Source organism: Roseateles paludis, assembly GCF_039872745.1.
Lineage (GTDB): Bacteria > Pseudomonadota > Gammaproteobacteria > Burkholderiales > Burkholderiaceae_C > Pelomonas > Pelomonas paludis.
This window is the reverse complement of the sequence record NZ_JBDPZD010000002.1, coordinates 590,730-609,496: the sequence shown is the minus strand read 5'-3', so window position 1 is coordinate 609,496 and position 18,767 is coordinate 590,730. Positions and strand designations below refer to the sequence as shown.

Below are 18,767 nucleotides of genomic sequence, written 5' to 3'. Positions count from 1 at the left end.
GGCTGGGAGTCTGTCACCAGGGGGCTTCGGCCCGCCTGCAGGCCCCAGCGACGAGCCGCTAGTAGCTGTACTTATCCATGAATCGCCGCCGCAATGATGTGCCCGATGGACAGGCACATCGCGCCCACCACGATGGCGAGGGCGACGTTCTTGTGTTCGACGAGTTCTTCCCAGAGCTTGTAGGGCGTGATCTTGTCGACGATGACAAAACAGACCCAGAAGATGACGACGCCGATGAGGGCGTACATCGTTGAGCCGAGGACGACTTCGGGTTTGAGCCAATCGAGGGTCATGGTGTGCCTACCTTTCTACGCTGCTGAGGGTCAGGGTTGCTTTCTGGGCCGAGCGCCGGGCCGCCCCCAAGCCGGCCCGCGCTGACGCTTCCTGCCGGTCAAGCCGGTGGGAAGCGGCGTCCCCTCGGGGGACCGGCGGGGCTTGCCCGCGTTCAGCGGGGCGAGACCAGGCGAGGGGCTTCATTTATGCCCGCCGCCACCGCTGCTGTAGCCGCCGTAGCTGCCGCCGCTCCAGCCGCCACCTGAGGAGCGGCTAAGGTTGCTGCGGCACTGTTGGTACTGGGTGCTGTACTCGCCGTAGGCGTCCTTGTAGCTCTGGCAACTGTCGCGCGAGAGGGCGCGCATGACCAGCACCAGCACGAGCAAGATGAGCAGGCCGACGATGAGGACGGTGATGAAACTGGTGCCGGCTTTGCTGAAGGCACCGGCGTCGCGCTGCAGGCTGGGGGCTGCGTCGCGGGGCAGCGAGAAGGCGCGGCGCACTTCCTCGGCTGACAGCACGCGGCCGTGGCTCCAGACGACTTCGTCGCGCGTGGCCTCGCGGCTGAGCAGTTGGCGGCCGTCACCGGAGACGTAGTCGGCGACCAAGGCCTCTTGGTCCAGCCGCACCGGCCAGTAGAACTCGCCCAGCACGTGGGTGACCTTGGCCCGGTAAGGCTGCTCCCAACGGGGCTTGAAGTTGACATCCCGCCAGCGGGCCATGCCGCCCGCGCTGAGGCTGGGCGCGCCGGTCAGGGGCTTGACGAGGCTCCAGCCTTCGAGGGTGTCCACCAGGAAGGCGAAGCCTGCCATCTGGTTGAAGAGCAGGTACTCGCGCCAGAAGCTTTGCTCGTCCTCAGCGTCGTCGGGGATGTCGCAGCGTTCCTGGTAGCCCACCACCTGCCAAGCGATGGCGGCGTCGGCAATGTCGAGGCTGAGCAAGCCGGTGCGGCCCAGCGGGATCAGGGGCTCGGCGCCAGGTGGTTGCTCGGTGTAGCCCAGGGCCTTGGCTTCGGGGGCGGGCACGTCCACCACCGCGCCGCACTGGCCGCAGGCCAGGCTCTTGGTCTGGGCGAGCTTGGGGGCCAGCGGCGCGCCACAGCTGGGGCAGGCAAAGCTGCGGCCTTGCAGCGTGGCCTCGGAGACAGACTCGCCCGTGGCCGTGACGCGCAGGTTCTGCAGGCGCAGCTCGGCCAGGGGCACGGCGCGGCCGATGCTGAAGCTGGGCCGGGCGGCGCTGCCGAACTCCAGGCTGGCCACCTCGTCGCGCTCATTGCGCAGCTCCACCACGGTGAAGGACTCGCGCAGTTGCGGCGGGCGGGGCAGCTCGCCCTGGGCGGCAGCGACGCGGGTGGGCGTGACGGCGGCCACGCTCCAGCGCTGGCCGGCCAGGCTGAGGGGCAGGCCCGGCTGCAGACGCACGGGGTCGGGCGGTGCCTCTTGCAGCGGCACCTCGACGCTGAGCACAAAGCTGCCGTTGTCCTCGGACAGCCAGGCCACCTTGGGTGGCTCGCTGCCGGCATCAAACAGCAGATGCCATTCGTTCCAGTGGCCCTCGCTGCCCTGCATCTGCAGGCGGCCGACGACGGCAAAGCCCGAGCCCATCCACTGCCCGGTGCTGCCGAGCTGCAGGGGCGAGTAGTCCTCAAAGACCTCGGCGCTCTGGCCGATCTGGGACAGGGTGTCCCCGTCGCGCAGCAGCGTCGAGCGGCAAAAGCCGCAGACGGCGCTGGCCGACGCGCGGCTCGCGAACTCGACCGGCGCGCCGCAGTTGGGGCAGGCAGCCCGCCAGCGGCGCTGGGGCGTCGCCTCAGGCATGGAGGGGCATCACCCCAGCTTCTTCAGGAGGTCGGCCTTCTTGGCGGCGAACTCCTCGTCGGTGAGGATGCCCTTGGCCTTGAGGTCACCGAGCTTTTCAAGCATGGCCACGATGTCGTCCGGCTTGGAGACCGGGGCCGCCTGGGCCACGGTGCCCACGCCCGCCAGGCCTTGGCCCAGCTGCTGCGCTAGGGTCTGGCCCAGGGCCACGCCGGCACCCAGGCCCACGGCCTCGCTGGCGATGCCGCCGCCCGAGCCTGCGCCCTTGGCCAGCTCGGGGATCGACTGGGCCGTCTGGTATTGCATGAAGGCGCCCATGTTCTGGCCAATGATGCCCATGCCGATGCGCTGGTCGAGGATCTTTTGCAGCTCCTCGGGCAGGGAGACGTTCTGCACCGTGACGCTGGTGAGCTCCAGGCCCAGGGCTTCAAAGGCGGGCGCCGTGGCGGCTTGCAGGGCCTTGGCGAACTCGACCTGGTTGGCCGCCAGGTCCAGGAAGGGGATGCCGCTCTGGGCCACGCCATCGGAGATGTGCTGCAGCATCAGGCCGCGCAACTGGCCTTCGAGGTCGGCCACGGTGTAGCGCTCGCGCGTGCCCGAGACCTGGCTGTGGAAGGCCTTGGCGTCCTTGATGCGGTAGGCGTAGTTGCCGAAGGCGCGCAGGCGCACGGCGCCGAAGTCCTTGTCGCGGATGGCCACGGGTTGGCTGGTGCCCCAGCGCTGGTCCATCTGCTGGCGAGTGCTGAGGAAGTAGACGTCGCTCTTGAAGGGGGACTCGAAGAGCTTGTCCCAGTTCTTCAGGTAGGTCAGCACCGGCAGGGTCTGGGTCGTCAGCTTGTGGGTGCCGGGGCCGAAGACGTCAGCCACCTGGCCCTCGTTGACGAACACCGCCAGCTGGGACTCGCGCACGGTGAGTGAGGCGCCGTGCTGGATTTCCATGTCGGCCATGGGGAAGCGCCAGGCCAGGGTGCCATCGCCATCCTCGGTCCATTGGAGGATGTCTATGAACTGTTTCTTGATGAAGTCCATCAGGGCCATGTGGGGTACCTCGTGTCGCGCCCAGGGAGGGTGGCGGGCGCTGGGAGGTTGAGTATGTCCGAGGCTTGCAGCTGGTTTGCAAAGCAGGAAGGTGAATCTCAACACCCGTCAGCTCGCGGTCAAAATCCGCCCCCATGGCCCGCGTCAGCATCCAAACCGCCGATTTCGACCTCAGCCAGGAGGTGGCCGCCCTGCGTGCGCAGGACGGCGGCGTGGGCGCCGTGGCGGCCTTTGTGGGCACGGTCCGTGAAGCCAGCAGCGGGGCCTCGGTGAGCCGCATGGAGCTGGAGCACTACCCCGGCATGACCGAGGCCGCCATCGAGGCCATGATCGACGAGGCCTTGCGGCGCTTTGCGCTGCGCGGCGTGCGCGTCATCCACCGCGTGGGTGTGCTGGAGGCGCGCGAGCAGATCGTGCTCGTGCTGGTCACCTCGGCGCATCGGGGCGAGGCCTTCCAGGGCTGCGAGTTCCTGATGGACTACCTCAAGACCCAGGCGCCGTTCTGGAAGAAGGAACACACGCCTGCGGGTGCCCAGTGGGTGGACGCGCGCGTCAGCGATGACGCGGCGCTGGCGCGCTGGGGCATCGCGGCGGGCAATGCGGCGGGCAATGCGGAGGTGGGGGGATGAATGCATTGGCAGTGGCGCTGGGCGCTGCGCTGGGGGCCCTGGTGCGCTGGCAGGCCGGCGTTTGGCTGAACAGCCGGCACCCGCAGGTGCCGCTCGGCACCCTGGCGGTCAATGTGGTGGGCGGCCTGCTGATCGGCATGGCCCTGGTGCTGCTGGCGCGGCCCGATCAGCAGCTGTGGCGCCTGCTGTGCGTGACCGGCTTCCTGGGTGGCCTCACCACCTTCAGCGCCTTCTCGGGCGAGTCGCTGGCGTTGCTGCAGCGGGGCGAATGGGGCTGGGCGTTGGCGCACAGCGCCCTGCATCTGCTCGGCGCGCTGGGCGCAGCGGCGCTGGGCGCGTGGCTGGCACAGCGCTTGATGGCCTGAAGCGCTGGCCGTGAAACCCTACAAGCTCGCGCTGCCGTCGGTCGAGGCCGCCTGGCGGCGTGACCGCAGCTTGCAGGCGCTGTCTGGCGCGCTGAGCCGCCAGCCCCTGGTGTGGATGCTGGGCCTGCCCGGCGCCGGCAAGACGACGCTGGCCGCGCAATGGGTGCGGCAGGCGCAAGGCGCGGGGCGCCACTGCGTCTGGTACCGGCTGGACGAAGACGACGAGGACATCGCCGCGCTCTTCGATGCCCTGCGCCAGACGGCCGGTGCGGCGGACCTGCCGGCCTGGTCGCCCGCCCATGGCACCGAGCCCGATCGCTTCGCCCGGCAGTTCTTTGCCCAATGGCTGGAGGCCCAACCCGGCGGCCTCACGTTGGTGCTGGACGACTGCCACCGCCTGGGCGCGGGCAGCGGTTTCTTTGGCGTGGTGGACGCGGTGGTGGACCTGGCGCGCAGCAGTGGCGGGCGCTTGTCGCTGCTGATGCTGAGCCGCCGGGCGCCGCCGGCGCCGCTCTCGCGCGGGCAGGTGGCCGGCTGGCTCACGGTGTTTGACCAGCTTAGCCTCACGCCCGAGGACGTCGCCGCCGTGGTGCACCACGTCAGCGGCCGCACGCTGAGCGATGCCGAGGCCCGCAGCCTCGACGCAGCCGAGGGCTGGATGGCCCATGTGCTGGCGCTCACACGCCAGGGTGGCGCCATGGCCGACGCCGCGCGCGGCTCGGTGGGCGAGTTCCTGTGCGAGGAGCTGCTGCGCCTGCTGCCGCTGGCCGAGCGCCGCCCGCTGCGCCTGGCGGCCGAGCTGCCCGAGCTGCCGCGCGACTGCGTGCCCCTGGCCCCTGCCACGCGCCGCTTGCTGGACGAGCTGGCCGCGCAGCGCTACTTTGTCGAGCCCCTGCCCACCGGCTGGCGCCTGCACGACCTGCTGCGCGACGGCCTGTGCGCGCTGAACGCCCAGCTGGAGCCACCGCCTGAGCTGGCCGCTGCGCGCCGCACGGCCGCCGGCTGGGTGGCGCAGGCCATGCCCGAGGTGGCCATGCACCTGCTCGTCGCCGCCGGCGATGGGGAGGCCGTGCAGACCTTGCTCGACCGCGAAGGCCAGCGCTGGCTGGCCCAGGGCCGCCACCGCCAGCTGATGGTCTGGCTTGGGGCGCTGCCTGACCCTGCCCCGGCTGCGCGCGAGATCTGGCGTGCCGAGGCCCTGCTGCCGCTGGCGCCCGAGGAAGCCCGCCCCGTGTTCGCCCGCTGCCGTGCTGCCGCCGTGGCCGCTGGCCAGCCCGATGCTGCTTGGCGCGCCTGGTGCGGCGAGGTGGCCAGCTACGTGGTGCAGTGGGGCGCCGTGCAGGGCCTGGCCGAGCTGGTGGACGAGCTGGAGGCCATGGCCGCCACGCTGGGCCCACCGGCTGGCGAATGGCAACTGCGCTGTGCCGCCGATGCGCTGACGGCTCTGATGTACGGCCGTGCCGAGGACCCGCGCATCCGCCACTACGCCGACGCCACTGCGCGCAACATGCTGCTCAGCCTTGATGCAGCCGCGCGCATCGGCGCTGCCGCCCAACTGCTGATCTACAAGCTCTGGTGGGCGGGCGACTTCCCCGGCGGCCGGGTGCTGTACGACACCTACGAGAGCGAGGTCGAGCGCGGCCATGCCGACGGCAGCCTGCCCGCGCTGGCGCGCTTGCTGTGGTGGTCCAACGCCGCCATCGTGGACTGGCAGTGCGGCGACCCGGCACGCTGCTACGCCAAGGTCGAGCAAGGCCTGGCGCTCGCCCAAAGCTCGGGCATCCATCTGCGCGACTTCTTCCTGCTGACCCAGGGCATCTTCTGCGCGCTGTCGCAGGAGGACTGGCCGCGGGCTGAAGCCTGGCTGGCCCAACTGGCCCACACCGAGCGCGGCCACCGGCGGCTGGACAGCATGGTCCACCACTTCTTCCGCAGTTGGCATGCGCTGTCGCGCGGGGACGCTGCGCTGGCCCTCGCGCATGCCGAGACGGCCCTGCCCATGGCCGAGGCCCTGGGCTCGCTGTTCCACCGCGTCATCGTGCTCTCGGCCCTGGCGCCGGCGCGCCTGCACAGCGGCGACCTGGCCGGCGCCGCCGAGGCCTACCGCATGCAGCTGGCCCTGGCCAAGGGCAGCCAGAACCCGACCTTTGCCTACATCGCCTTTTGCGCCGGCGCCGAGATCGCCCTGGTGGCGGGCGACCATGAGGCGCTGCGCAAGCAGGTGGAGCGCATGCTCACCGTCAAGCACCTAGGCGGCTTCCACAGCGACTGCGGCTGGCGCAGCCCGGTGCGCGCCCGGCTGATGGCCTTTGCGCTGGAGGCCGGCGTGCTGCCCGAGGTGGCGCGGCAGTGGATCCGCCAAAAGCGCCTGACCCCGCCCGAGGGCTTTGCCGGCGACTGGCCGGTGCCCGTGCGCATCAAGGCGCTGCAGGGTCTGGAAGTGGAGCTGGACGAGCCGGGCGACACCGGCGGCAAACCGGCGGCGCGCCTGCGCGAGCTGCTGGGCGCCTTGGTGGCCCGCCACCCGCAGGGCGTGCAGCAGGCCGAGCTGCAGGACTGGCTCTGGCCCGAGGCCGAGGGCGACAAGGCGGCCGCCTCGCTCAAGGTGGCCGTGCACCGGCTACGCGCCTGGCTGGGGCACGAGAGCGTGCTGCTGCGCCAGGGCCAGCTCAGCCTCAACCCCCAGCGGGTGAGCTGCGACCTTTGGCAGGCCCGTGCGCGGGATCCAATGGCGCTGGCCCAGCAGGCAGACGCCGTGTTGGCCGGGCTGGACCTGCCGCCCGTCCACCAGCTGCGCCAGCAACTGCGCAACCCGATGCGGGCACCCCACCCCCGGGAATCAGGGGGGCGCTGACGCCGCAGGCCGCCGCTGGCAGCCACTTGCGTTACCCATCGGTAACCCCTTGGTTTCGACACTGGGCGCGAATCTCCTGGAGACACCGCCCATGCCCACACCCAACCGAATCCTTCGCCGCGCCCGTCGTTTCGCCGGTGCACTTGCGCTCGCCGTCTGCCTGCCCGCCAGTGCCCTGCCCAGCCTCTGGAGCTATGGCGCCTATGGCTATGAAAACCCGGCCCTGGGGCAGAGCGAAACCGTCTTCACGCCCGGCAGTGGCACCAAGCTGGCGTCCAACGCCAGCTTCTCCTTCATGTCCAGCCTTGGCGCGCCGGTGGCGCAGGCGGGGGTCTTCACGCCGGGCTGGTTCACCACCAACCAATCCAACTTGAACGCCACGGCCAGCGCGGCGGTGCAATACGACTTTCTGGTGCAAACCAACAGCGTTTTCAGCGAAGTCGTGCCCATCACGGTACGTGGCCACTACTACCTGTTTGCCGACAACGAGGGCAGCGCCAGCGGCTATGTGCGCGTGGCGGTGTCCAACACCCCCGGCGGCCTGCCTCCGGGCGGCAGCCTGCAGCGCACCAATCTCAGCTTTGGCTGCTCCGCCGGCTCGCCCGATTGCGGTGTGTTGCACGACTTCGAGTTCAACCTCTTGATTGCCAGCTTCGGCAGTGCGTCTCCGGGCGAGATCGGGCGGCTCTCCATGCTCGCCACGGCCCGCATCGCGGCCCAGTCCAAGTACGGCTCCAGCGCAACGGCCTGGGTGGACCCGCTCTTCGAGATCGACCCCGACTGGGCAGCGGCCCACCCGGGGGCCTCCTTCATCCTGGGCCCAAGCGTCACCAATGCCCTGGGGACGCCGCCCGTGCCCGAGCCCGGCAGCGTGGCGCTGATGTCGCTGGGCCTGGTGACCCTGCTCTGGCGCCGCCGCCGCGCCAAGCCTTGATCTGACGCAACTTGAAATCCTCCGGCTGATGCCCAACTCGGGTGCAACCGGAGGATTTCTTTCATGCGTCCCGACAAGTTCACGACCCGTTTCCAAGAGGCCCTGGCCGAGGGCCAGAGCCTCGCCATCACGCGCGACAACCCCTACATCGAGCCCGTCCACGTGGTGGCCGCCATGCTGGTGCAGGAGGACGGGCCGCGTGCGCTGCTGGAGCGTGCGGGCGTCAACGTGGCCGGGCTGCGCACAGCGGCTGAGGGCCTGATCCAGGGCCTGCCGCAGGTCAGCGGCTCGGGCCAGCAGGTGCAGGCCGGGCGCGACCTGGTGAGCCTGCTGCAGGCCTCGGAAAAGGAAGCCAGCAAGCGCGGCGACCAGTTCATCGCCTCCGAGATGTTCTTGCTGGCGCTGGCCGACGCCAAGACCGACTTTGCCGGCGTGGCGCGCGGCCATGGGCTGACGCGCAAGGCGCTGGAAGCTGCGATCGAAGCCGTGCGCGGTGGGCAGAAGGTCGATTCGGCCGAGTCCGAGGGCCAGCGCGAGGCGCTCAAGAAGTACACGCTCGACCTCACCGAGCGCGCCCGTCTGGGCAAGCTGGACCCGGTGATCGGCCGTGACGACGAGATCCGTCGCGCCATCCAGGTGCTGCAGCGCCGCAGCAAGAACAACCCCGTGCTGATCGGCGAGCCCGGCGTGGGCAAGACCGCCATCGTCGAAGGCCTGGCCCAGCGCATCGTGGCCGGCGAGGTGCCCGACACCCTCAAGGACAAGCGCGTTCTGGTGCTGGACATGGCCGGCCTGCTGGCCGGTGCCAAGTACCGCGGCGAGTTCGAGGAGCGGCTCAAGTCTGTGCTCAAGGAAGTGGCGGCTGACGAGGGCCGCATCATCCTGTTCATCGACGAGATCCACACCATGGTGGGCGCCGGCAAGGCTGAAGGCGCCATTGACGCCGGCAACATGCTCAAGCCCGCGCTGGCGCGCGGCGAGCTGCATTGCATCGGCGCCACCACACTGGACGAGTACCGCCAACACGTCGAGAAAGACGCCGCGCTGGAGCGCCGCTTCCAGAAGGTGCTGGTCGAGGAGCCCAGCGTCGAGGCCACCATTGCCATCCTGCGCGGCTTGCAGGAGAAGTACGAGGTCCACCACGGCGTCGAGATCACCGACCCCGCCATCGTCGCGGCGGCCGAGCTGTCCAACCGCTACATCACCGACCGCTTCCTGCCCGACAAGGCCATCGACCTGATCGACGAAGCGGCGGCCAAGATCAAGATCGAGATCGACTCCAAGCCCGAGGTGATGGACAAGCTGGATCGCCGCATCATCCAGCTCAAGATCGAGCGCGAGGCCGTCAAGAAGGAGAAGGACGAGGCCTCGCAAAAGCGCCTCGGCCTGATCGAGGACGAGATCGCCAAGCTGGAGCGCGAGGCTGCTGACCTGGATGAGGTCTGGAAGGCCGAGAAGGCCCAGGCGCAAGGCTCCGCCCAGGTCAAGGAAAGCATCGACCGCATCCGCCAGCAGATCGAGGAGTGGAAGCGCAAGGGCGACTTCAACAAGGTCGCCGAGCTGCAATACGGCCAACTGCCCGAGCTGGAAAAGCGCCTCAAGGAAGCCCAGGCCAAAGAGGCTGGAAAGGCCGGCAAGGCGGACAAGCCGCGCCTGCTGCGCACCCTGGTGGGCGCCGAAGAAATCGCCGAGGTGGTGGCCCGCGCCACCGGCATCCCGGTGTCCAAGCTGATGCAGGGCGAGCGCGAGAAGCTGCTGCAAATGGAGACCAAGCTGCACGAGCGCGTGGTGGGCCAGGACGAAGCCATCACCGTGGTGGCCGACGCCATCCGCCGCTCGCGCGCCGGGCTGTCAGACCCCAACCGGCCGCTGGGCAGCTTCCTCTTCCTCGGCCCCACGGGCGTGGGCAAGACCGAGCTGTGCAAGGCCCTGGCCGGCTTCCTGTTTGACAGTGAAGACCACATGGTGCGCATCGACATGAGCGAGTTCATGGAGAAGCACTCGGTGAGCCGCCTCATCGGCGCGCCCCCCGGCTATGTGGGCTACGAGGAAGGCGGCACCCTGACCGAGGCCGTGCGCCGCAAGCCCTATTCGGTGCTGCTGCTCGACGAGGTCGAGAAGGCCCACCCGGATGTCTTCAATGTGCTCTTGCAAGTGCTGGACGATGGCCGCCTGACCGACGGCCAGGGCCGCACCGTGGACTTCAAGAACACCGTGATCGTGATGACCAGCAACCTGGGCTCTCACCTCATCATGTCGATGGCCGGCGAGTCGTCTGAGAACATCAAGGACGCCGTCTGGGCCGAGGTCAAGACCCACTTCCGCCCCGAGTTCTTGAACCGCATCGACGAGACCGTGGTCTTCCACGCGCTCGACCGCCAGCACATCGAGGGCATCGCCCGCATCCAGCTGCGCCTGCTGGAGCGCCGGCTGGACAAGCTGGAGATGAAGCTCGAAGTCAGCCCCGAGGCCCTGGCCGAGCTGGCCAAGGTCGGCTTCGACCCGGTGTTTGGCGCCCGCCCCTTGAAGCGTGCCATCCAGCAGCGCATCGAGAACCCGCTGTCCAAGCTGATCCTCGAAGGCCGCTTCGGCCCCAAGGACGTGATCCCGGTCAGCGTGGCGGGCGGCGAGTTCTCGTTCGGGCGCGTGGTGCACTGAGGGCAGGACGCTGAACGACCCCTAGGGGCCGATTCAGCGCTCTGGTCTGCGGCGGCGTAGGCGCAGCACCATGGCCAGGCCGCCCACCAGGCCCATCAGCCAACTGGAGGGCTCGGGCACGGCCGGGGTGGCCAGCAGGCCATGCTGGGTCAGCTGCTGCAGGTCGAGCAGGCCGGCGTCGTAGCCCAGCACGTCGATGCGGGCGGGGTCCAGGTTGCCCTCGAAGTTGGCGAACTGCAGCAGTTGCAGGCTTTGCCCCGGCGCCAGCTTGAAGCCGGGCTGGAAGATCAGGCGGAGCCGGCCTTCAAAGTGCAGCAGCCCGATGTCGAGCAACTGATCGGAGGCGGGGCCTACTTCCAGGTCGAGCTGGCTGTTGCGGTCGAAGTAGAGATTGCCGCCGTGGAAGTGCACGCTGGCCGGGCTGTTGCCGGGGCTGTAGCCGGCCTCAAAGTGCACGTCGCCCATGAAGTCGCCCGCGCCTGAGACCGCGTCCACAAAGCTGATGCGGCCGGTCTCGGCCACCACCAGGCCGTTGTTCACAAAACGCCCTTGCACGCTGGCATTGCCGTAGCTGCGCAGTTCTTCGCCGGCGGTGATGGTGGCGCCGTTCACGCTGGCCAGGCGGCCGCCGTCGCGCACCAGGGTCGAGACCCCCAGCTCGGCCAGGTCGGTGTCGAGCAGCAGCACGGTCTGGTCCTGCGTGTCGAGCACGCCTTGGTAGGCGATGGCGTCGCTGCGTGCCAACTGGCCCAGGGTGAGCGAGCCGCCGGCCGCGCGGATCCAGGTGTTGTAGCCCTGGCCGCCGTGCACAGCGGCGTTGACGAGGCCCCGGCCGCTGAGGTTGTCGATCTGGCTCATGGACAGGGCCGGGGCGCCCGCACCCAAGGCCGAGATGAAGCCGCCGTCCAGCGTCACGCTGCCGGCCTGCAGCGTTCCGCCCGGGGCCATCAGCAGCGCGGAGCCAGCGCCCAGTTGCAGGGCTTGGTCCACCTTGAGCGTGCGGCCGGCTTCCAGCTGCAGCACAAAGGGCAGCTGCGCGCCGTCCAGCGCCACGCCGCCGGCGCCCGTCACGTGCAGGGTGCCGCTGCGCCAGTCCAACTGCCCTGGCTGGCCCAGGGCCACGGCGCCGCTGCGCAGGGTGGCGTTTTGCAGCAGCAGGCTGCCCAGTGGGTTCTCCTTGCGCGTGGTGCCGCTCACTTCGACCAGGGCGCCATCGGTGATGCTCAGTTCGCCCGGCTGCGCGAAGCCGACGCGCAAGTCACCATTGATGCCCCAGCGCGTGCCGGGGCTCCAGACCTCGGCATGGCCGTGGCCGGTGGCGGCCGTGCCGATCTGGGCCGTGCCGGTTTGCAACTGGCCGCCTTCGCCGAGGTAGAGCGCGCCCGTGCCGCCGCTGCCCAGCACCAGGCTGCCATTGGCCGTGACGCTGCTGCCGGTGCCGCCCAGGTTCAGGCTGCCGCGCCCTTGTGCGCCGCTGCCAAAGCTCAGGCTGCCGTCGAACAGCGCGGTGGCGCCACCGAGCACGGTCAACGCGCCTTCGCCCTGCTCGCCCACGCTGGCCCACTTGCCCGTCAGGCTGGTGCCCGGGCCGTCCAGCAGCAGCGCGCCGCTGCCACCCGATTTGCCGATGTTCAGGTTCTGCCCGATCTGGACCTGGGCGCCCTGATTGGCCGTGAAGTTGCCCATCCCCAGCAGGCCGACGCTGAGCAGGCCCGTCTGGCTCCAGCGGGTGCCGGCGCCCGAGAGCAGCACGCGGCCATTGCCCAGCCCCGAGTAGGCGAGCTTGGCGTCGCCATTGACCTGGATCTGGCTGCCGCCGTCGGCGCGCACCACGCCATTGCTCATCAGGCCCAGCACCAGGTTGCCGTTCACCGTCAGCTGGCTGGCGCCGTGCAGTTCGATGCTGTTCTCGCCGTCGCTGAGGCCGAAGCCGAGCTGCGTGGCGCCCAGCTCGGCGCTGGCGCCGTTCAGCAGGCTCACCGTGGCCCAGCCGGTGCCGCCGATGCTGGTGTCGCCAGCGGTGCGCAGGCGCGAGCCGTAGCCGCTGACGCTGAGCACGCCGCGCGCGCCGCCTTCGGTGCCCATGCTCAGGGTGTTGGCCTTGAGCAGGGCGCCGCTGTCCACCGTCACGCTGGACACGCCCCGGCTGCCCAGCGCCAGGCTGCTGCTGACGACCCAGCTCGCGCCACCGCTGAGGTCCACATTGCCCCGGTAAAGCGCATTGGCACCCACGTCGCCACTCTGGCTGGTGAGCGTGGCACCGTCGTGCACCGAGAGCCGCCCGCGGCCGACATCGCCCACGAGCACGGCCCCGGTGAAGCTTGCCGTGGTGTTGCTGCCGCCCATGTCCAGCGCGGCGCCCATGGCGCCGCCGTAGAGGGCGGGCGCGTTGTTCAAGGACAGGCTGGTGCCCTGCAGGCGTGCGCCCTGGTCGAGCACGATGCGGCCCGTGCCGCCCGGCATGCCCACGCTGATGGCGCCGCTGGCTGAGGTCAGGCTACCCACGCCGGTGACGGTGACTTGGCCGTCTGCCAGCGCGCCGACCACGCCGCCCGCGCTGTTCCAGCGTGCGCCGCCCTGTACGGTCAAGGCGCCGGAGCCGGCCGAGCCGATGATGAAGGACCCCGTGCCGTTAAGCAGGCTGCCCGCGCCGCTCAGGCTCACAAAGCTGGCGGCCGGCGTGCCCAGGTTGGTGTTGGTGCTGCCGACTTCGAGCTGGTTGATCTGCGCCGTGCCCGCCGTCTGCACAAAGCTGGCGGTCTGCCCGGCCAGGCTGGACAGCTCCAGGCTGCCGGCGTTGAGCGTGCCCCCGGTCTGCTTGAAGCTGGACGCCGCCGCCGTGCTTTGCAGCTTCAGGGTGCCGGCATAGGCGGTGCCGGCGCTCAGGTCCCAGCTGCCGCCCAGGACGGTGGCTGTGCCGATCACCTGCAGCTCGCCGCCGCTCTGGGCGATGCGGCCCAGCCGGGTGGTGCTGGTGCCCAGGCCAATCTGCACAGTCCCGAGGGTCAGGGTCGTCACGTGCAGCGAGCCGCGCGCCATGTCCAGCCCCGCCGCAAAGCTGGTGCTGCCGGCCATCGACAGCAGCGAGGCGAAGCCGCTGGACGAGCTGGCGCGCTGCGGCTGCGCAAAGCTCACCAGGGTCTCGGCCGTGGCGGTGCTGAGCTGGATGTAGGCGTTGTCGGTCAGGGTCGGCGCTGCCAGGCCCGTGATGCTGCCGTCGGTGATGGCCCAGCAGGTGGGCATGCCCTGGCTGTTGCTGCCGCTGGGCAGGCCGAACCAGTCAGCCGCGCGGCAGCCGCCGATGAACTGCCATCGGTGGTCGGTGGCGATCGACGGGCGGGGGCTGAGGGCGATCAGGCAGGCAGCCGTGATCAGGGGCAGGCGCAGTGAAGGTTTCATGCCTTCACTCTAGGAAGACAGCGGCGTGCACGCATCGTCCAGTGGGATGGGGGCACCCCATCCTTTCGGACGGGGTGTGCGATCCGTTTGGCGGATGGGCAGTGCCCGGCGCACGCGGCATCGTGCGCGGCATGAAAGCACGTCTTGCCCTGTTGGCCAGCCTCAGCCTGCTGGCCTCGCCCGCCCCCGCCGCCCAGCGCTGGTGGACCTATATCGGAGGCTGCGGCAACGCCGACTGGCTGGGCGTGCTGGCCGCGCCCAACAGCCAGGGCCAGATCAGCTGTTGGTCCACGCTGGCCGGCGGCGCCTCGGGGGCGCTGCCGCCGCTGGCGGCGGACCAGGTCTTCCTCGTCAATGCCCAGGCCAGCGCCGAGTTGCTGACGCCCCTGGCGGGTGCCAGCCGCACGCCCTTCAATGCCAGCGCGCAGTGGCTGGACGCGCGCGGATCGGCCAGCTTTGCCACCGGCCTGATGGTGGACAAAGGCTCGCTGCGCTTGCAACTGCTGACCCTGGGCAATGAGCTGGGTGAGGCTGAGCAACGCGGTCGCCTGCTGCAAAACGGTGGCAGCGTGAACCTGGAGCGCGCCCTGGTGCGCTTTGGCGACTACACGCTGCAATCGGGCACGCTGACGGCCACCGAAATGCTGCTGCAAGGCAACAAGCCGCGCTATGAGCAAAGCGGTGGCACGGCCAGCTTCCAGCGCCTGGTGCTGGAGGCGCCAGCCACCGGGGGCGACGCCTTGCTGCGGCACACCGGCGGTGCCCTGAGCATCGGCGCCCTGACGCTGAATTCCGAGCGCCTGACCGGCACCACCGTGGACGCGCAGGCGGGCACCAGCGCGCAGGTGGACAACCTGCTCACCACTGGCAGCCAACGCTCCTTCATCAACCTGGGTGCCGGCACGAGCTGGCAGAGCCTGAACGCCACGCTGGCCCAAGCGGCCTATGGCGTGACCCGCATGCAACTGGCCGCCGGTGCCAGCTGGACGGTGAGTGAGCTGCTGGTGCTGGCCAGTGCGGGCGAGGCCCACCTGGAGCTGTCGGGGGGCGCGCAGCTCAGCACCCACAACACCTTGCTGGCCAACCAGACCATGGGGTCGGGCGAGCTGGTGCTGCGCGATGCCGGCACGCGGTGGCACAACGACGGCGTCTTGGTGATTGGCCAGGCCCGCTTTGGCACCGTGCGTGTGGAGAGCGGGGCCACGGTCCAGAGCGGCGCCTTGGTGCTGGGTGACGACGGCAATGCGCGCGGCGCGCTGAAGCTGGACGGCGTGGGCACGCGCTGGGACGGTGGCCGTCTCACCGTGGCCAATGTCGGCCAGGGCGATGTGACGGTGCGCAATGGCGCGCAGCTGGCCACCACCAGCGCCACGGTAGGCAACAACGTCGCCAGCAGTGGCTTGGTCGACGTGCGCGGTGGCCAGGCGCTGTGGGCGGTGTCGGGCACGCTGTCGGTGGGCGGTGCTGGCAGTGGCCGCCTGAACATCGGCGACGGCGGCCAGGTGCAGGCCGGGACGCTGTGGATGGGGGCGGGCGGCATCGTGACGCTGGATGGCGGCAGCCTGACGCTGGCACAGGGCATGACGCTGAACCCGGGCGCTGGGTTCGTGTGGCAGCGCGGCCTGTTGCGCTACGACGCGGGCGACCAGCAACTCGGGCAGGGCGGTTTGCCCAAGGCCCTGAGCCTCGGCGCCCAGCAGCGGCTCGAAGTGGCCGAGCGGCTCAGTCTGCCCACGGGCAGCGTGCTGCTGCTGGCCGGGGGCAGCCTGCAGGCCAAGTCCCTGCAGCTGAACGGAGGAGTGCTGGCGGGTGACGCCAACGGCCGGCTCGACATGAACAGCGTGCCCTATCTTGTGGGGGCCGGCACGGCGGCCGTGGCGGTGAGTGGCGGCACCGGCAAGGAGCATCGCATCGAGGCCACGGGCAGCCTGCTGCTGGGCGATCTGTCTCGCGGCGATGGCATCGACTTTGGCGGCCACCTGGTGGTGGGCAGCCACTTGGTGTCGCTCAATGACGCGGACCTGGCCGAGTTGAACGCCAAGGTCTTTCTGGACCAGGGCGGCCGCCTGGCCAGCGTGAACGGCATCCACCTGGCTTCGGACGGCGTCCTGCTCAGCGAGGGCAGCTCGCAGGTGCAAGGCGCCTTCGTCAACGACGGCCGCGTGGTGTCGAACCAGGGGGTGCTGAGCTTTCTGGGCGACGTCAGTGGGACCGGCAGCTTCAAGGGCGGGGTGCGCCTTCTGGCCGGCTTTGCGCCCGGCGGTGGCACGGCTGGGGTCGACTTTGGCGGCGGCGACCTCAGCCTGGGCGAACACGCGCAGCTGCAACTGGCGCTCGGCAGCGGCCGGGCTGGCCATCTGAGAGGCATCGATGCGCTGAGCCTCGATGGCACCCTCATCTTGCAGGTAGATGCCGGCGCCGCGAGCGGCGGCGTGTTTGACCTGCTGGACTTTGCGCACGCTGCCGGTCGCTTTGCCAACGTGCAGGTGCACGGCGTGGCCACCGAGCGGGTGGACTTGAGCCAGCTCTACAGCACGGGCGAGGTGCGCATTGCGCCGGTGCCCGAGCCCGCCAGCGCCCTGCTGGCCCTGGGCGGCCTGGCGCTGCTGTTGGCGCGGCGCCGGGGGCTGCGCAGCAGCCTTAATACTGTCTAGAACAGCTCGCTCAAGCGCGTCATCCAGCAGCGCATCGAGCACCCGATTCAGTGCAATGCGATAGCAAGCTCAGCGTTGCACGGTGTAGCTGATGCCGGCCTTGGGCACCGCGAAGACGCCGCCAAAGCTGCGCACCCACACCTGCGGCCCTGCCTGCTCAATCAGTGAGCCCGGCATCTCGTAATCGAAGCGCGGATTCATGAACGCCGACTTGAAGACGATCTTGGGCTCGCGGCTGACCGCCTGATTGCTGTCTCGCAGGTAAAACGCGATCAACTGCCGATAGGCCTCGCGTGCCTCGTCCGTCAGTGTGGCGAGCTGAACGTCGCTGATGCCGGCCAAGGCATCGAGCGAGAACTGCGGCGACAACTGGTACACGTACTTGGTGGTGTAGGTCTTGCCAGGCGCCGCTGCCGGTGCCTCGACGAACAGCGCCGCCGCCGGCGCCAGGACCGATTCCGAGACCTTCACGACCAGCAGGTAGGGCGTGAAACGCACCACCGCCGCAGTGCCTGGGGTTTGCAGCGTCAACGGCGTGCCATTGCTGGCCTCGGTGAACAGGGCGATGGGGTCGAGCTTGACGCGGCCGAAGAGCTTGGCCACGTCGGCCTTGGTAACGGCGTCGATCATTGCCACGTTGGCAGCCACGCCCAGTGGCCCCAGCAAGAGGCCAACGCCGACGCCGCCACCGCCAAAGTTCTGGCTGTAGACGATGGACTTGCCGTCGTCCAGGTGCTTGGCGGTGTTGCTGACCTGCTTGACGGCCTCGGCCTGGGCAATGCCGTGCGTGTCGCCCGGTGCCCGATCACGGATGCCAGGCAGTTGAGGTGCGGCGCAGCCGACGAGGGCAAGCAGCGTGGCGGAAAGCAGAAACAGGCGCATCAAGCGCATCGGGGACTCCGGCAGTTCGTGGGCGGGCCGGGAGTCTAAGGGGTGGCTTGGGGCCCCGAGGATTGGCGCAGGGCCTGCGCCTGGGTCTGGATGGCGTGGCGCTCGGCCTCGTCGAGCCGCGCGAGGTTGCGCACCTGCAGGGCCAGGCGCGGGTGGCTGGCGAAGCGGGTCTCGTGGCGCAGCAGGAAGTCCCAGTACAGGGTGGTGAAGGGGCAGGCCTGCGGCCCCGTGCGCTCGGCCGGGCGGTAGCGGCAGGTGGCGCAGTAGGGGCTCTGGCGGTCGATGTAGGCGCCGCTGGCGATGTAGGGCTTGCTGGCCATCAGGCCGCCGTCGCCAAACTGGCTCATGCCAAGGGTGTTGGGCAGCTCCACCCACTCGACGGCGTCGACATGCACGGCCAAAAACCATTCGTGCACCTGCTGCGGCCTCACGCCCAGCAGCAAGGCGTAGAGGCCGGTCACCATCAGGCGCTGAATGTGGTGGGCGTAGCCGGTGGCCAGGGTCTGGCGCAGGGTGTCGCGCAGGCAGGCCATGTCGGTATCGCCGGTCCAGTACCAGGCGGGCAGATCGGCCTCGGCGCCCAGGGCGTTGAGGTCCAGGTAGCCGGGCATCTGGGTCCAGTAGATGCCGCGCACGTACTCGCGCCAGCCGAGGATCTGGCGCACAAAGCCTTCGACGCTGGTGAGCGGGGCGTGGCCGGCGTCGAGCGCAGCCACGGCGGCGTCCACCACCTCGCGCGGATTGAGCAGCTTGAGGTTGAGCGCCGCCGACAGATGCGCGTGATACAGCCAGGGCTCGCCGGGCCACATGGCGTCCTGGTAGTGCCCGAACAGGGGCAGGCGCTCGGTGATGAAGCGCTGCAGCGATTGAAGCGCCTGCTCGCGCGTGACGGGCCAGGCAAAGTCGGCCAAGGACCCAGGGTGCTTCGCAAAGCGGGTGGCCACCTCGGCCAGCACCTCGGCGGTGATGGCGTCGGGCGCAAAGCGCGCCGGTGGCGGCAGGCTGCCGGGGCCGCCGGGGCCGAAAGCGGCGCGGTTCTCGGCGTCAAAGTTCCACTGCCCGCCGCGCGGCTCGCCGCCTTGCATCAGCACACCAAAGCGCCGGCGCTGCTCGCGGTAGAAGGTCTCCATGCGCAGTTGCTTGCGGCCTAGGAGCGTGGGCGGCAGAAATCCAGGCCCGCGTTGGCCCCGGAAGGGGGGCGAGGCAAGGCGCGACGCGCCGTCCGGGGCCTCCCCCCGGACAAGCGGCGCAACGC

The 18,767-nt window shown here is 69.9% G+C and carries 11 protein-coding genes and 1 pseudogene; 6 read left to right on the top strand and 6 right to left on the bottom strand.

Features of this window, described 5'->3' with window-relative positions; translation table 11 throughout:
- Positions 1-71: 71 nt before the first annotated feature.
- From ABDJ85_RS08745 to ABDJ85_RS08735, 3 genes are all read right to left on the bottom strand, one after another.
- Positions 72-293 (bottom strand): DUF350 domain-containing protein, encoded by a 222-nt coding sequence (locus ABDJ85_RS08745; RefSeq protein WP_347704370.1) that lies wholly within the window; start codon positions 291-293, stop codon positions 72-74.
- A 180-nt stretch (positions 294-473) separates the two neighbouring features.
- Positions 474-2,090 (bottom strand): DUF4178 domain-containing protein, encoded by a 1,617-nt coding sequence (locus tag ABDJ85_RS08740; RefSeq protein WP_347704369.1) that lies wholly within the window; start codon positions 2,088-2,090, stop codon positions 474-476.
- 9 nt (positions 2,091-2,099) lie between these two features.
- Positions 2,100-3,128, bottom strand: coding sequence for an SPFH domain-containing protein (locus ABDJ85_RS08735; protein WP_347704368.1), 1,029 nt, complete (start codon positions 3,126-3,128; stop codon positions 2,100-2,102).
- Between the two features lie 134 nt (positions 3,129-3,262).
- Here ABDJ85_RS08735 and ABDJ85_RS08730 point away from each other — a divergent pair, with 134 nt between their 5' ends.
- From ABDJ85_RS08730 to clpB, 5 genes are all read left to right on the top strand, one after another.
- Positions 3,263-3,757: a molybdenum cofactor biosynthesis protein MoaE gene (locus ABDJ85_RS08730; protein WP_347704367.1), complete on the top strand. Its 495-nt coding sequence runs from the start codon at positions 3,263-3,265 to the stop codon at positions 3,755-3,757.
- Positions 3,754-4,122, top strand: coding sequence for a fluoride efflux transporter CrcB (crcB, locus tag ABDJ85_RS08725; protein WP_347704366.1), 369 nt, complete (start codon positions 3,754-3,756; stop codon positions 4,120-4,122). Before ABDJ85_RS08730 ends, crcB begins: the two co-directional genes overlap by 4 nt.
- Before the next feature lie 10 nt (positions 4,123-4,132).
- On the top strand, positions 4,133-6,976 hold the full coding sequence (locus ABDJ85_RS08720) for an AfsR/SARP family transcriptional regulator (protein ID WP_347704365.1): 2,844 nt from the start codon (positions 4,133-4,135) through the stop codon (positions 6,974-6,976).
- Between the two features lie 91 nt (positions 6,977-7,067).
- Positions 7,068-7,910: a PEP-CTERM sorting domain-containing protein gene (locus ABDJ85_RS08715; protein WP_347704364.1), complete on the top strand. Its 843-nt coding sequence runs from the start codon at positions 7,068-7,070 to the stop codon at positions 7,908-7,910.
- A gap of 63 nt (positions 7,911-7,973) precedes the next feature.
- Positions 7,974-10,568 carry an ATP-dependent chaperone ClpB gene (clpB, locus tag ABDJ85_RS08710; protein WP_347704363.1) on the top strand — a complete coding sequence of 865 codons (2,595 nt, stop codon included), beginning with the start codon at positions 7,974-7,976 and terminating at the stop codon, positions 10,566-10,568.
- 33 nt (positions 10,569-10,601) lie between these two features.
- Here the strand turns inward: clpB and ABDJ85_RS08705 are convergent, their stop codons facing one another.
- Positions 10,602-13,967: a beta strand repeat-containing protein gene (locus ABDJ85_RS08705; protein WP_347704362.1), complete on the bottom strand. Its 3,366-nt coding sequence runs from the start codon at positions 13,965-13,967 to the stop codon at positions 10,602-10,604.
- 131 nt (positions 13,968-14,098) lie between these two features.
- Here ABDJ85_RS08705 and ABDJ85_RS08700 point away from each other — a divergent pair, with 131 nt between their 5' ends.
- On the top strand, positions 14,099-16,621 hold the full coding sequence (locus tag ABDJ85_RS08700) for a hypothetical protein (protein ID WP_347704361.1): 2,523 nt from the start codon (positions 14,099-14,101) through the stop codon (positions 16,619-16,621).
- A gap of 69 nt (positions 16,622-16,690) precedes the next feature.
- Here ABDJ85_RS08700 and ABDJ85_RS08695 read toward each other — a convergent pair whose 3' ends face one another.
- Positions 16,691-17,503 carry a hypothetical protein gene (locus ABDJ85_RS08695; protein WP_347704360.1) on the bottom strand — a complete coding sequence of 271 codons (813 nt, stop codon included), beginning with the start codon at positions 17,501-17,503 and terminating at the stop codon, positions 16,691-16,693.
- A 44-nt stretch (positions 17,504-17,547) separates the two neighbouring features.
- A pseudogene (locus ABDJ85_RS08690) lies at positions 17,548-18,660 on the bottom strand (cryptochrome/photolyase family protein); the annotation flags it as partial.
- Positions 18,661-18,767 lie beyond the last annotated feature (107 nt).